The 13,872-nt window shown below is 73.5% G+C and carries 11 protein-coding genes; 4 read left to right on the top strand and 7 right to left on the bottom strand.

Going from position 1 to position 13,872, the window contains the following annotated elements; all coding sequences use genetic code 11:
* The first annotated feature begins 28 nt into the window (after nt 1–28).
* Entirely contained in the window at nt 29–1,567 is a 1,539-nt protein-coding gene (locus ACRYCC_RS04115; RefSeq protein WP_433808832.1) for a HAMP domain-containing sensor histidine kinase, read from the top strand.
* Nucleotides 1,564–2,244 (top strand): response regulator, encoded by a 681-nt coding sequence (locus tag ACRYCC_RS04120; RefSeq protein ID WP_433808834.1) that lies wholly within the window; start codon nt 1,564–1,566, stop codon nt 2,242–2,244. The genes ACRYCC_RS04115 and ACRYCC_RS04120 overlap by 4 nt, the downstream gene beginning before the upstream one ends.
* Before the next feature lie 63 nt (nt 2,245–2,307).
* Here ACRYCC_RS04120 and ACRYCC_RS04125 read toward each other — a convergent pair whose 3' ends face one another.
* From ACRYCC_RS04125 to ACRYCC_RS04145, 5 genes are all read right to left on the bottom strand, one after another.
* Nucleotides 2,308–3,498 carry an ABC transporter permease gene (locus ACRYCC_RS04125; RefSeq protein WP_433808836.1) on the bottom strand — a complete coding sequence of 397 codons (1,191 nt, stop codon included), beginning with the start codon at nt 3,496–3,498 and terminating at the stop codon, nt 2,308–2,310.
* The gene (locus tag ACRYCC_RS04130) at nt 3,495–4,160 is read right to left on the bottom strand and encodes an ABC transporter ATP-binding protein (protein WP_433808838.1); all 666 of its coding nucleotides are present in this window, start codon (nt 4,158–4,160) and stop codon (nt 3,495–3,497) included. The genes ACRYCC_RS04125 and ACRYCC_RS04130 overlap by 4 nt, the downstream gene beginning before the upstream one ends.
* Complete coding sequence (locus tag ACRYCC_RS04135) at nt 4,147–5,265, bottom strand: peptidoglycan-binding protein (protein WP_433808840.1); 1,119 nt, start codon at nt 5,263–5,265, stop codon at nt 4,147–4,149. The genes ACRYCC_RS04130 and ACRYCC_RS04135 overlap by 14 nt, the downstream gene beginning before the upstream one ends.
* Entirely contained in the window at nt 5,258–5,779 is a 522-nt protein-coding gene (locus ACRYCC_RS04140) for a hypothetical protein (protein ID WP_433808842.1), read from the bottom strand. The genes ACRYCC_RS04135 and ACRYCC_RS04140 overlap by 8 nt, the downstream gene beginning before the upstream one ends.
* 214 nt (nt 5,780–5,993) lie before the next feature.
* Complete coding sequence (locus tag ACRYCC_RS04145; protein ID WP_433808844.1) at nt 5,994–9,158, bottom strand: AfsR/SARP family transcriptional regulator; 3,165 nt, start codon at nt 9,156–9,158, stop codon at nt 5,994–5,996.
* Between the two features lie 70 nt (nt 9,159–9,228).
* Between ACRYCC_RS04145 and ACRYCC_RS04150 the strand changes: the two genes are divergently transcribed.
* Nucleotides 9,229–10,308: a DUF2332 domain-containing protein gene (locus ACRYCC_RS04150; protein ID WP_433808846.1), complete on the top strand. Its 1,080-nt coding sequence runs from the start codon at nt 9,229–9,231 to the stop codon at nt 10,306–10,308.
* A 15-nt stretch (nt 10,309–10,323) separates the two neighbouring features.
* Here the strand turns inward: ACRYCC_RS04150 and nhaA are convergent, their stop codons facing one another.
* Nucleotides 10,324–12,216 (bottom strand): Na+/H+ antiporter NhaA, encoded by a 1,893-nt coding sequence (nhaA, locus tag ACRYCC_RS04155; protein ID WP_433808848.1) that lies wholly within the window; start codon nt 12,214–12,216, stop codon nt 10,324–10,326.
* A 75-nt stretch (nt 12,217–12,291) separates the two neighbouring features.
* On the bottom strand, nt 12,292–12,717 hold the full coding sequence (locus tag ACRYCC_RS04160) for an OsmC family protein (RefSeq protein WP_433808850.1): 426 nt from the start codon (nt 12,715–12,717) through the stop codon (nt 12,292–12,294).
* Nucleotides 12,718–12,960: 243 nt separating this feature from the next.
* Between ACRYCC_RS04160 and ACRYCC_RS04165 the strand changes: the two genes are divergently transcribed.
* Nucleotides 12,961–13,863 carry a Sco1979 family transcriptional regulator gene (locus tag ACRYCC_RS04165; RefSeq protein ID WP_433809913.1) on the top strand — a complete coding sequence of 301 codons (903 nt, stop codon included), beginning with the start codon at nt 12,961–12,963 and terminating at the stop codon, nt 13,861–13,863.
* Nucleotides 13,864–13,872: the final 9 nt, after the last annotated feature.

Raw genomic sequence — 13,872 nt, forward strand, 5'->3', positions numbered from 1 at the left:
CGGGGCAGGAGGAACCGGGCGGGAGAACATGGCGCGTGCGAGGTACGGCCTCCGGACCAGGATGGCGGTGTCGTACGTCCTGGTCACCGCGGCGGCGGTCGTGGTGGTCGAAGTGATCATGATCGTGGTCCTCGGGCCGCTGTTCGCGGAGATCGATCCGACGTACCGGGTCCAGTCGCAGGCCGGCTACGACGCCAAGAGCCTGACCAAGGTGACGCTGGAGGTGATGACCGCCCATCCCGGGCTGAGCGAGACGGGTCTCCGGGAGCTGGTGGCCCGGCAGGGGATCGGCGTGATCGGCGCTACCGGACCGCGGCCCGAGGGTCCTCCCCAGGCCATCGCGGTCCCGTGGAACGACGATGGCGGGCACGGGTCGAAGGTGATCGTCGCTCCGGACGGGTCGGTGCTGAGCTCGACGTCCCCGCGGGCCTACCCGCAGGGGTCCCGGCTGCCCGCTCAGCTCATGCTGGCGATGTCCGGCTCGGGCGTCACCCGGCTGGCCGGCCGGGAGATGGCCTGGGCGGCGTACCCCTTGCAGGCACCGTACTCGCTGGACTCAGGGGGAGAACCGGTCAGCCCGAACGGCAAGATCGATCCTTTCGGCCTGAAGGACAAGGGAACCGCACGGGTGATCGGCGTGGTGTTCGTCCTGGCCCCACCGAAGATCAGTGGAGCTCCCCGGGACACTCCCACGGGCCCGGTGGTGGCCGCGGGGGTGGCGGTGCTCGGCATCATCGTGCCGGTGGGGGCGCTGTTCGGGCTGCTGACCACCCGGCGGCTGATCCGGCGGGTACGCCGGCTGGCGCAGGTCACCACCACGATGGCCGACGGGGATCTGCGACCCCGGGTCCAGGTCTCCGGAGCCGACGAGATCGGCCGGCTCGAGGACGGGTTCAACCGGATGGCCGAGCGGCTGTCGGAGACGCTGCACGCCGAACGCGGCCGGGCCGACGCGGACGGCAGGCGCACCGAGCGGGCGCGCATCGCCCGGGAGCTGCACGACTCCATCTCGCAGGACCTGTTCTCGCTGAGCCTGCTGGCCGGGGGGATGCGCAAGGCACTGCCGGAAGGGTCCGGGCTGCGGCCCGAGGCGCAGACCATGGAGCGCACGGCGGCCCGCGCCATGCGGGAGATGCAGGCGCTGCTGCTGGAGCTCCGCCCGGTGGTCCTCGACGACCTGGGGCTCGTCCCCGCGATCGCCGAGCTGTGCGGGGCGTACGAGGAGCGGCTGGGAATCCGGGTGGAGCCGGAGCTGGCGGACGTACGGCTGGAACCGGCCGCCGAATCGGCCGTGCTGCGGATCGTCCAGGAGTCACTCGGCAACGCCGTCCGGCACGGCGTCCCGGAGAAGATCCGGGTGACGCTGGCCGGCGGCGACGGCCGGGTACGGCTGGAGATCAGCGATGACGGCCGCGGATTCGACGTGGCCCGGGCGGGCGAGCGGCACGGCATGGGCCTGGACCTGATGCGCGAGCGCGCGGCCGAGCTGGGCGGCGCACTGGAGGTGACGAGCGCTCCGGGGGAGGGGACCGTCGTGCGCGTGCGGTTGCCGGAGGGGGCATCGTGATCAGGGTGGTCATCGTGGACGACCACGAGGTCGTACGGCAGGGACTGCGCTTCGTGCTCGACCAGGAGCCGGACATCGAGGTCGTCGGGGACTGCGCCGACGGGCGGCGGGCCCTGACCGCGATCCGGGCGCTCCGCCCCGACGTCGTCCTGCTCGACATGGTGATGCCGGGGCTGGACGGGCTCGGAGTGCTCGAAGCCCTGTGCGCCGACGGCCCGCTGCCCGCGGTCGTCGTGCTGACCTCCTTCCAGGAGGACGCCCGGGTGATCGAGGCGGTACGGGCGGGTGCGCTCTCCTACCTCCCCAAGACCACCGCGGTCGACCGGGTCGTGGAGGCGGTGCGAGCCGCGGCCCGGGGCGGCAGCGTCCTGGAGCCGAAGATCGCGGCGCTGCTGGTCAGGCAGGTGCGCGGCGGCGGCTCGGAGGAACCGCTGCGGGTGCTGACCCCCCGGGAACGGCAGGTGCTGTCGCTGCTGTCGCGGGGCCGGGCCAACCGGGAGATCGCCCGGGCCCTGTCGCTGAGCGAGGAGACGGTGAAGTCCCACGTGTCGAACGTGCTGGCCAAGCTGCGCCTCCAGGACCGTACCCAGGCGGCCATCTTCGGCCTCCAGCAGGGCCTCGTACCGCTCGACGAGGCCCTCTCGGACGGCCCCTCGCCACCCCCCTCCCTTCCGTGATCATGGTCACGGAGGGGAGGGGGTGGTGCCGCGGGCCGGGACGGGGGGGCAGGTCGTACGGCGTCAGGTCGTGCGGAGGGCGTCGGTGGGGGAGAGCCGGGACGCGCGTAGCGCGGGGTACAGCCCGGCCACCGTGCCCGCCAGCATGGCAATGCCCAGGCCGCCCCAGACGGCGATGCCGGGGACCAGGACCGCCCAGCCGCGCAGGTAGGCCATCGCCGCGGTCACCGAGATCCCGAACAGGACGCCCGCGATCCCGCCGAGCGCCGACAGCACCAGCGACTCGGTGAAGAACTGCACCGCCACGTGCACCCGCGCCGCGCCCAGTGCCCGGCGCAGCCCGATCTCGGCCCGCCGCTCCAGGACGGAGATCACCATGACGTTGGCGATGCCGATCGCGCCGATGAGCACGGCGATGGCGCCCAGCACCGAGAACAACGTGGTGTACGACTCGGCCACCGCGATACGGGCGGTGAGGGCGTCCGACGGCCGGTTCACGGTCGCGCCGCCCTGCGGCTCGGCCGGGTTGGCCGTGCCGGTGAGCAGCGCGGCCACGTTCTCCACCCGGTGCTGGGCGGCCCGGACGTAGATCCGGCTCGGATGGCCGTCGTAACCGAGCAGCCGCCCGGCCACCGGGAACCCCACCAGTGCGGACCGGTCGATCTCGGGGGCCAGCGGCAGCGGGTTCAGCACCCCGGCCACCGTGAACCAGTGGCCACCGAGCCGCACCCGGCTGCCGGGATCGATCCGGGAGATGCCCATCGCGTGCGCGGCCTCGGCGCCGAGCACGGTCACCGGGTACCGGACCGTCGCCGCGTTCAGGAACCGGCCCTGCCGCATCGTCCCGTCCAGGGTCGCGGGCAGGGTGGTGTCACAGGCCCGGACGGCCAGCCCGCCGGTCTGCCCGGCCGGGATGAGATCGCTCCGGTAGACCTGGTGGCCGGTGAGCTGGGCGGTCGGGGCGACATGGTCGACGCCGTCCACCCGCCCGATCATGCTCGGGGCCTCGGGCGGGAGCCGGCCCTCCCGGCCGCTGAGATCGTGGCCGACGGTCACGGTCAGCAGGTTGGTGCCCAGCCGGTCGATCTGCGCCAGCAGCTGTGACTGGCTCGACCGGGTGACCCCCAGCACCCCCACGATGGCGCCGATGCCGAGCGCGATGCCCAGTGCCGACAGCACGGCCCGTGTCCGCCGTGACCGCAGCCCCAGCGTCCCGACCGGCAGCAGGTCGGCGGCGCGCAGCGTGCTCTTCACGAGACCACCCGGCCGTCGCGCAGCAGGATCCGCCGGCGGCACGCCCCGGCCACCGCCTCCTCGTGCGTGACGATCACCAGCGTCGTCCCCTCGTCGTTGAGCTCGCGCAGCAGGGCGAGGATCTCCGCGCCGGTCACCGAGTCCAGGTTGCCGGTGGGCTCGTCGGCGAACACGATCGCCGGCCGGCCCACGACGGCGCGGGCGATGGCCACCCGTTGCCGTTCGCCGCCCGACAGCTTCCCGGCGCGGTGCCGCAGCCGGTGCGACAGCCCGACCCGGGTGAGCGCCGCCTCGGCCGCCCGGCCGCGCTCGGCCCTCGGCACGCCGCGGTACAGCAGCCCCTCCGCCACGTTCTGCACCGCGGTGAGGCTGTCCATCAGCGAGAACTGCTGGAAGACCACCCCGATCCGGTGCGCGCGGAGCCCGGCGAGCCGGCGGTCCGACAGCCCCTCGACGGCCTGGCCGTCGAGCCGTACCCGTCCCTCCGTCGGCCGGTCCAGCGCCGCCATCAGATGGAGCAGCGTGGACTTGCCCGACCCGGAGGGGCCGCGCACCGCGATCATCTCGCCGTGCGCCACGCTCAGGCTCACGCCGCGCAGCGACTCCACCGGGGGTTCGCCCGGATAGGACTTGCGCACGTCCTGCAGCTCAAGAAGCGGCATCGGGCACCTCCACGTACTGGCCCTCGGCCAGCCCGGCCCCGGTCACCTCGACCAGTCCCGCCTGCTGGTCGAACAGGCCCGGCTGGATGGGGACGGGACGCCGTACGCCCCCGGACACCGTGACGACCTCGTACGCACCGCCCGGGCGGGCCAGCAGGGCGACGATCGGCACGGCGAGCACACCCCGGTGCGCGCCGGAGACGATCGAGACCTGCACCTGCGCCTGGTCGAGGGTGCGCCCCGCGCCCGGCAGTTCGATGGTGACGGGCACCAGCGACTGCACCGGCCCGCCGCCACCGCCGTCGGCGGGCGGCGGGGTCACGGCGACCGCGCCCACGTCACTGATCCTGCCGTCCTTGGCGCGCCCGTCCGGCATGGTGACCACCACGGCGTCGCCCTCGTGCACGGCAGGGCTGAGCGCGGGATCGAGCTGCACCGTGACGGCGGGCATGTCCCGCGTCCCGTGCTCCACCTGCAGGCCGGCGCGCAGCGGCATGCCCACCTTGACGTCCTGTGCGGAGACCCGGATCGGGCCGGGCACGAAGACGATCTGACCGAGGGGTATCCCTCCGGTGACGGGCAGGTGCGCGTCCTTCTGCCAGCGCCGGACCGCCAGGTAGGTCGAGAACGAGAAATGCCGGTCGGCGGTCAGGCCGCCCCCGTACCCGAGGGCGGTCAGGTTGCGTTCGAGCTGGCGGACGTCCGTGCCGTCGGTCATGCCGAGCACGAACGAGCGCCATACCGGCCGGGCGCCGTACAGCAGGGGCACCGGACGGCCGTCGACCTCGTAGGCGGGCCGGCCCCGGCGCACGATCGTGCCCAGCGGTGGCAGCCGGGTCACGACGCCCTCGCCGCCACCGGCGATCACGTTGTAGGCACCGGCGTGGCCCAGCGTGCCCGCGACCTGCTGCCGTTGCGCGACGTCGGTGCGGACCACCCGGGCGGTGCCGGTCGTCGTGCCCGTCGTGGTCGCGGACGCCGGGCGGGACCGTCCGGTGGTGTCCCATGCCGCCCAGGCGGCCCCGCCGGCCGCCAGCAGGACCAGCAGGCCGGCCGCCGTGACGGTGCGCGCCCGGCCGGGCCGGCCGCCCGGCCGCCTATCCATTGGTCGTCGTGACGCCGCGCCCGACGTTGTACTGCTTGCAGGCCTCCAGCTGCGCCATCACGCCGCGCTTGCCGAGGCGCTCCAGCCGGGGCGGCATCGAGAACGCCCCCTCGCTGTTCGGGTCCGGCCAGTCGGGCACGCCGTGGTCGCGCATGCACTGGGCGAACTTGCGCAGTTGCGCCATGTCGGCGGCGGACCTGGCCCGTTTGCCGTTGCCCTGGGGGATCTGCTCCGCGAGGGACCGGCAGGCCTCCATCGCTGCCCGGCCCGGCTCGGCGGTGCCCGGCGGCAGCTCCCACTCGCCGGTGGTCGGGTTCTGCACCGGGTCCGGCAGGTTCGGTACGCCGTGCTGACGTATGCACTGGGCGAGCCGGCGGTAGAGCGCGGCCACCTGCTGCGTGTTCGGAGTACCGGCCGGGCTCGGGCTCGGGGCGTGGCCGCCGCCGGACCCGCATCCGGCGAGTGTTCCGGCCAGCACCGCGGTCAGCAGCCCGGCCAGTACCCTGGCGGGCATTCGGGCGGGCATTGAGGTGGGTGTTCGGGCGGGCAGTCCGGTGGGCACCGCGGCGGCCGGCGGGCGCCGCGGGCCGGGACGGGGCCTGCGAGGGGGGAGTTCCATGCCTCCCAGGCTCGGGCCGGTGATCGCCCGGCACATCCCGCCACAGTGGTGCCCGCCCTCCCCCTTTGTGGGGCGGTCCGCCGCGCATGGGGCGGTCTTTGCGGGGCGGTCAGCCGCGGAGGAAGGCCAGTGCCTCGTCCCTGGGCATGGTCGCGCCCCGCTCGAAGGCCGAGGCGTACGCCGTGTCCCCGAGCTGTGCGCGGGAGCGTTCGGTGATCCGGGCGACGTCGGGGTCTCCGGGGACGGACGAGCCGCGCAGCGCCCTGCCCACGCCGAGCAGCAGTGCGGCCCGCTCGCCGTCGCCGGCGAGCAGGGCGGCGCCCGCCATGGCCTCCGACGCGGCCGCGATCACCGGCATGTACTGGATGTCCAGGGCCAGGTCGAGCGCCTGCCGATGCCGGGAGCGCGCCTCGTCGACGTCGCCCTCGGTCTCGGCGATGCGTCCGAGTGCGATCAGGATGCGCCCCTGCCGTTCCCCGCCGTCGAACAGGCCCGTGGCGGACTGGGTGAGCGCGAGCTCGTACAGCCGGCGTGCCTCGGCCAGGTCGCCGCGGAGCCGGGCGATCTCCCCCAGACCGCGATGCGCGCCGGACAGGCTGCCCGGCCTGCCCGCCCGCCGGGCCAGGTCCGCGGCGCGTTCGTAGTCGGCGCGGGCGGCATCGAGGTCGCCGTAGCGCACCAGGGCGTCGGCGCGGCGGTGCAGCAGCTCCGCCAGATCCTCCAGGGAGCCGAGCTGCTCGGCCAGGGTCACGGCCTCGGCCAGCAGGGCCAGCGAGCTCTCCCGGTCTCCCCGCCAGTCGGCGAGTTTGGCCAGCTCGTCGAGCACCTGCATCATGCCCCAGCGGTCTCCCAGCCTCCGGAAGCCCGCCAGCCCCGCGTCGAACTCGCGCTCGGCCTCGGCGAGCTCACCGTCGAACAGCCGTCCCATGCCCAGACCGATCTTGAACAGCGCGTCGGACCAGGGCTCCACGGCGAACTGCCGCTTCAAGTGGGCGACGTCCGGCTCCTCGGCGCCGTTGGGCCCCACGGCCAGCGCCCACATCAGCAGGAGGAACGGCTGCGCGGGCGGCGCGTCCAGCGCCGTCATGATCGATTTGGCCCGCTCCAGCGGGAGGGGGAGGTCCTGCCCGGAGGTCATCGCGCTCACCACGCAGAAGACGTACTCCTGTGCCAGCCCGGGGGGCGGCTCGGTGCCGAACACCTCCAGCAGCTCGAGGGCCGGTGCGGTTCCCTCGCTGCGCAGCCCGCGCAGCCACCAGTACGTCGACAGCCAGGCCAGCAGCCGGAGGGCCGAGACCGGGTCGGCGCGCACGGCCCGGCGCAGCGCGGTGTTGAGGTCGGCGTGCTCGGCGGCCAGCCGGTCCAGCCATTCCAGCTGCTCCGCGCGGAGCAGGTGGGGTTCCGCGGTCCGGGCCAGCTCCTGGAAATAGGCCAGGTGCGCCTCGCGCAGCCGCTCCTCCTCGCCGGCCTCGGCCAGCCGTTCGGCGCAGAACACCCTGATGGTGTCCAGCATGCGGTACCGCCCGTTCGCGCACTCGACCAGCGACTTGTCCGTGAGGTCGGCGAGCAGGTCATCGACCTCGTCGTCGGGCAGCCCGCACACCCGCCGCACCGCCTCCGGAAGTGCGCCTCCGCTGAAGACGGTCAGCCGTCTGGCCAGCACCTTCTCGGGTTCGTCCAGCAGGTCCCAGCTCCACTCCACCACGGCGCGCAGCGTCTGGTGCCGGGGCGCCTTGGTCCGGTCGCCGCGCGACAGCAGCCGGAAACGGTCGTCCAGCCGGGCGGCGACGTCCGCGACGGTCAGCGAGCGCAACCGGGCCGCGGCGAGCTCGATCGCCAGCGGCTGCCCGTCGAGGGCGGCGCAGATGCGCAGGACGGTCTCGGCGTTGCCGGTGTCCACCTGGAAGTCCGGGCGCACGGCGGCGGCCCGGTCCGCGAACAGCCGGACCGCCGGGTAGCCGAGCGCCTCCAGCGGCGCGGTGCCCGGCGCGGGCAGCGCCAGCGGCGGGACCGGGTGCAGCGACTCGCCGGTGATGCCGAGCGCCTCCCGGCTGGTGGCCAGGACGCGCAGCTCGGGGCAGGCGCCGAGCAGCCGGTGGGCGAGCCGGGCGGCGTCCGCGACCACGTGCTCGCAGTTGTCGAGGATGACCAGCGCCCGCCGGTCGGTGAGCGCGGCGACCAGCCGGTCGGTGGGATCGGGCGGCGGGCCGGGCGCAGACGGGAGCAACCCGCCCTCGCGGAGGCCGAGGGCGGCGAGCATGGCCTGCGGCACCTCGGCGCCGTCGGTCACCGGCGCCAGGTCCACGAAGCAGACCTCCGCGTCGGCCCCGGCGCTCGCCTCGATCGCCAGCCTGGTCTTGCCCGCCCCGCCCGGGCCGAGCAGCGTGACCAGGCGCGAGGTGGCCAGCTGTTTGCCGATCCGCGCCAGCTCATCCTCCCGGCCCACGAAGCTGGTGAGCTGGGCGGGCGGCCCGGACCACCGCGGAGCCGGCGTCCTGGCGGGCGGGGCGGGCAGCGGCGTCGGTTCGGCCCGCAGCACGGCCAGATGCGCGGCGGACAGCTCCGGGGACGGGTCGGCGCCGAGCTCGTCGGCGAGCATCCGCTTCGCGTCCTGGTAGACCGCGAGCGCCTCGGCCTGCCGTCCGCTCGCGTACAGCGCCAGCATGAGCTGGGCCCGGAGCCGTTCGCGGAGCGGATGGGCGGCGGTCAGGCCCTGGAGCTCCGCCACCAGCGCGCGGGCCCGGTGCTCGCCCAGCGCGAGCTCGGCCTCCACGCGGTCCTCGATGGCGGCCAGCCGGAGCTCCTCGAGCCGGACCGCCTGCGTCTCGGCGAACGGGGCGTCCGCCACGTCGGCCAGCGCCGGCCCTCGCCACAGGGCCAGTGCCTCGCGCAGCAGCCCGGCGGCCTGGACGTGATCGCCGGCGGCGAGCGCGTGCCGCCCCTCCTCGGCGAGCCGCTCGAAGCGGTGCACGTCGACGTCATGGGGGTCGATCGCCAGCCGGTAGCCCGCGGGCGCCAGCTCGACCAGGTCGCCGCCTCCGGCCGCGTCCCGCAGCCCCCGGCGGAGCCGGGACACCTGGGACTGGAGGGCGTTGGCGGCGCCCTCCGGCGGGCGCTCACCGTAGAGACCGTCGATCAGCGTCTCCGCGGTGACCATCCGGCCCGCGTTCAGCAGCAGCAGGGCCAGCAACGAGCGCACCCGCGGCCCGCCGACGGACACCAGGCCTCCGTCGGTGTGCCGCACCTCCATCGCGCCGAGGATGCCGAACCACATGAGGTCGATTGTCGCTCATCCCGGTGAGTCCCGGCCCCGCCGTGGTGGGACGATGGACGGGGAGGCTTCGATGTCCGTCGAACGCACCGCCGCCATGATCGAATATCAGGCGAAGGCCTGCGCTGAGCTCGGCTCACCGCTGTACGCGTTCCTGCTCGGCAGGGCGGCGCACGACGTGCGCGACGGCGGGCCCTGCGCGGACGCGGTGGCCGGGTACGAGGACGCCCCCGGGCCGGACGCCATCGCGCTGCGGCTGCTCGGCGGGGTGCACGCGGCGGTCCTCACCGGCCGTGCCCCCGACCTGGCCGCGCACTACCCGAGCGCGGGCGGGGTCTTCGACGCGGACCGGCCGGAGGCCTGCTGGGCCGCGTTCCGGACCACCGTCGCCGCCGAGACGGCCTGGATCCGGGACTGGATGACGCGCCCGCCGCAGACCAACGAGGTCGGCCGGGCCAACCTGCTGATCGCCGGGCTGCTGGCCGCCCTGGGGCCCGGGCCACTGCCCATCCGGCTCTTCGAGCTCGGTGCCAGTGCCGGGCTCAACCTGCGCGCCGACCGCTTCCGCTGCGTCAGTGAGGGGATCTCCTGGGGTCCGGTCGACTCACCGGTCGTGCTGGCGGACGCCTGGCGCGGCGCTCCGCCGCCATGGCTGGTGCGGGCCGCGGCCCGGCATCCCGCCCTGACGGTCACCGAACGGCGCGGCTGCGACCTGACGCCCATCGATCCGCTGTCGCCCGCCGGTGAGCTGGCCCTGCGGGCCTATGTCTGGCCGGACCAGACCGACCGGGTCGCGCGGCTCGACGGCGCGCTCCGGCTGGCCGCGCAGGTGCCGGCCCAGGTCGTCACCGCCGGCGCCGGCGACTTCCTCGCGGGCCTCCGGCCCGAGCCCGGCACGCTCACCGTGGTGTGGCACTCGGTCATGCGCCAGTACGTCCCCGCCGCGGAGTGGGCGCGGGTCGAGGGCGAGCTGGACCGGCTCGCCGCGTCGGCCACGCCCCGGGCGCGCTTCGCGCACGTCGCCTTCGAGCCGAACCGGGTCGGCGAGCAGCACCGCTTCCAGCTGACCGTACGGCTCGGCACCGGTGCCGGGACGGTGCTGGCACAGGCGCGGCCGCACGGGCTGCCCGCACGCGCCGTCGCGGCGGCCTGACCCGGGCACGGGCGACTAGGACCTGAGGACCTCGCGTGCGTGGGCGGCCCGCACGGCGGTGGAGAGGCTGATGATGTCGTACGCGCCGTGGTGCCGCCGGCCGTTGATGAAGAAGGTCGGTGTGCCCGAGACCCCGCTCAGGTCGGCGGAGTCGACGTCCTCCGCGATCCGGTCGGTCCCCCTGTGGGTCCGCAGGTCGTGGCGGAACCGGTCGGCGTCGAGGCCGAGTTCGGCGGCGTAGCGAACCAGATCGGAGACCTTCAGGGCGTCCTGCCGATCGAGCAGCAGGTCGTGCATCTCCCAGAAGGCGCCCTGCTCGGCCGCCGCCTCCGCCGCCTCGGCGGCGAGCTGCGCGTTGGGGTGCACGTCGTTGAGCGGGAGATGCCGCCAGACGTAGCGGACGTCCCCTCCGAAGTCGGTGAGCAGTTCGCGGACGACCGGCTCCGCCTGGCCGCAGAAGGGGCACTCGAAGTCCCCGTACTCGACCATCGTCACCGGGGCGTCGTCGGGCCCGCGCATGTGGTCGCGGTCCGGGTCGACCGGCGCGGCGAGGTCGACGATGCTCTCGGCGGTGCCCAGCAGGGCCCGGACCCGCGCCCTTTTCGGCAGCATGGCCGTCACCCGGAAGACCACCCAGGTCAGCAGGGACGCGCAGAGGGCCGAGGTGAGGATGCCGAGCTTGGCCTCCTCGAGCCGGGTGCCGGTGAAGGCCAGGGTCGCGATCAGCAGCGAGACGGTGAAGCCGATGCCGGCGATGGTGCCCGCCCCGGCGACCGCCGCCCAGCCGACCGGAGGCCGGACCCGCCCCCTGGTCAACATGGTGACCAGCCAGGACGAACCGATGATGCCGATCGGCTTGCCGAGCAGGTAGGCGACCAGGATGCCCAGGGTGATCGGCGAGGTGAACGCGCGGGCCAGGAAGTCGGCGCTGATGGTGATCCCGGCGTTCGCGAGCGCGAAGATCGGCACGATCACGTAGCTCGTCCAGGGATGGTAGAGCTGCTGCAACCGCTCGTTGGGGGAGATCGCCGAGGCGAGTCCGAGGCTGGCCGACCGGGCGAGCTCCGGTGTCGGCTGCTCGCGGAAGAGCCGGAAGAGATCCGAGGCGCGTTCGAGGTCGCCGCGGGCCGCCGGGGACGCATAGGTCAGCAGGCCCATGGCCAGGCCGACGACGACGGGTTCGATGCCGGACTTGAGCAGCGCCACCCACACCGCGCCGCCGAGCAGGACGTAGACCAGCCCCTGCCGGACGCCGGACGCGCGCACGACGAGGGTCGCGCCGAAGATGGCGATCCCGATCATGAGCGCGGCCGGCTCCACGTGCTCGCTGTAGAAGACCGCGATGACCACGAGCGCGACGAGATCGTCCACGACGGTGACGGTGAGCAGATAGGTGCGCAGGCGGGCGGGCAGACGCGAGCCGACCAGTGCCAGCATGCCCAGTGCGAACGCCGTGTCCGTAGACATGGCCGCACCCCAGCCGTGCGCGGAGGGACGGCCCGCGTTCAGCGCCAGGTAGAGCGCGATGGGCACGAGCATCCCGCCGACGCCGGCCACCAGCGGGAGCGCGAGCCGCCGCCGGTCGCGCAGTTCTCCCATGTCGAACTCGCGGCGCGCCTCGAGGCCGACCACGAAGAAGAAGAACGTCATCAGCCCGGCGTTCACCCACTGGCGCAGGTCCTGGGAGACCCCCGCTCCGCCGATGTCAATCGACAGCTCGGTCCGCCATACGGACTCGTACGACGACGCGTCGATGTTCGCCCAGAGCAGGGCGGCCAGGGTCGCGGACAGCAGGATCGCGGCCCCGCCGGTCTCGGTGCGCAGGAAGTCACGCAGGGGGGTCCGCAGATTCCACGCCCAAGAGGTCCGGCCCGACAGCGGTGTACGGGTCTCCCTGGGATTCGTCATTCCTGAATTCTCGTTGATCGGACGCCATGCCGATCCACCGACCGGCGGAGAGCCCGCCCGGCGGGCTCTCCGCCCTCAGGCCAGGGCCGCGTCGAGAGTGATCTGTGTGCCCGCCAGCGCCTTGCTCACGGGGCAGTTGGCCTTGGCCTCCTGCGCCGCGTGCTCGAAGTCCTCCGCGGACAGGCCCGGCACCGTGGCGCGGACGGTGAGCCGGATCCCGGTGATGCCCTCACCGGGCTGGAAGGTCACCTCGGCTCTGGTGTCGACCGTCTCGGGCGGCGTGCCGGCCTGGGCGAGGCCGTGCGAGAGGGCCATGGAGTAGCAGGTGGAGTGCGCCGCCGCGATGAGCTCTTCGGGACTGGTCTTGCCGTTGGCCTTCTCGGCCCTCGACGGCCAGTCCACCGCGAAGGTCCCGATCTTCGAAGAGTCGAGTGAGACCTCGCCGTGCCCGCCGATCAGGGGGCCTTCCCAGTGGGCGTTCGCTGTACGGATGGTAGCCATGGGAGAAGTATTTCCCATTGGGACGACCGTTACCCGATTTTGGGGGATTCGATGGGTGACCTGGGATGCGCCCGTTTTTTCGAGAGGTCAAACGGAATCCGGGAAATTAGTGGGCGAGCTGACAACTCGTCCGGCAGTCTTGTTTCAAGTCTTAACAGAACGGGGGTCGGCCATGGTGCAGTGTTCGCATCCCCTAAGGTGCACTCTGTTCGCTGTCCTGTTCCCTCTGACATGGCGATGAGTATGTTCACTTCCCAGCCGGACGCCCCAGGGCCCATCCGCGACCTGTTCGACCAGCCTGCGGGCGGGCCGACGGTCGTGCGCATCCTGCTGGGTGCCCAGCTGCGGCGGCTGCGGGAGGCCAGCGGCGTGACGCGAGAGGCCGCGGGGCACGCGATCCGCGGGTCGGCGTCCAAGATCAGCCGGTTGGAGCTCGGCCGGGTGGGCTTCAAGGAGCGTGACGTCGCCGACCTGTGCACGCTCTACGGCCTCGATGACGAGCGGGAACGGTCGACCCTGCTGGCATTGATCCGCCAGGCCAACGCACCCGGCTGGTGGCACCATTACGGGGACGCCGTTCCGGAGTGGTTCGAGGCCTATGTCGGACTGGAGCAGGCCGCCTCGTTGATCCGCGTCTACGAGGCCCATTCCGTCCCCGGTCTTCTGCAGACGCAGGACTACGCGCGCGCCCTGTTCGGCGTGAACTACCCCGCCGCGGCCGCCGATGAGATCGACCGAAAGGTCGATCTGCGAATGACGCGGCAGCAGTTGCTCATGCGCGCCGACGCTCCGCAGTTGTGGGTGGTGATGGACGAGGCCGCCGTGCGGCGCCCGCTCGGCGGCCGGCAGGTCATGCGGGAGCAACTGCTGCACCTGCTCGAGCTGACCCGGCTCCGCAACGTCACCCTGCAGATGGTGCCGTTCCACGGTGACGGTCATCCGGCCATCGGCGCGCCGTTCACCATCCTGCGGTTCTCACAGCCCGACCTCCCCGACATCGTCTATCTCGAACAGCTCACCAGCGCCCTGTACCTCGACAAACGCGAGGACCTCGACCATTACATGGCGGTCATGAACCGGCTGGCGGTCCAGGCCACCCCCGACGCCACCGTCGAGATGCTGCACTCGGTCCTCCACAGCATGTGAGAACACCTG

Origin of the sequence: Actinomadura scrupuli (assembly GCF_050971785.1) — a bacterium.
Taxonomy (GTDB): Bacteria; Actinomycetota; Actinomycetes; order Streptosporangiales; family Streptosporangiaceae; genus Actinomadura_E; species Actinomadura_E scrupuli.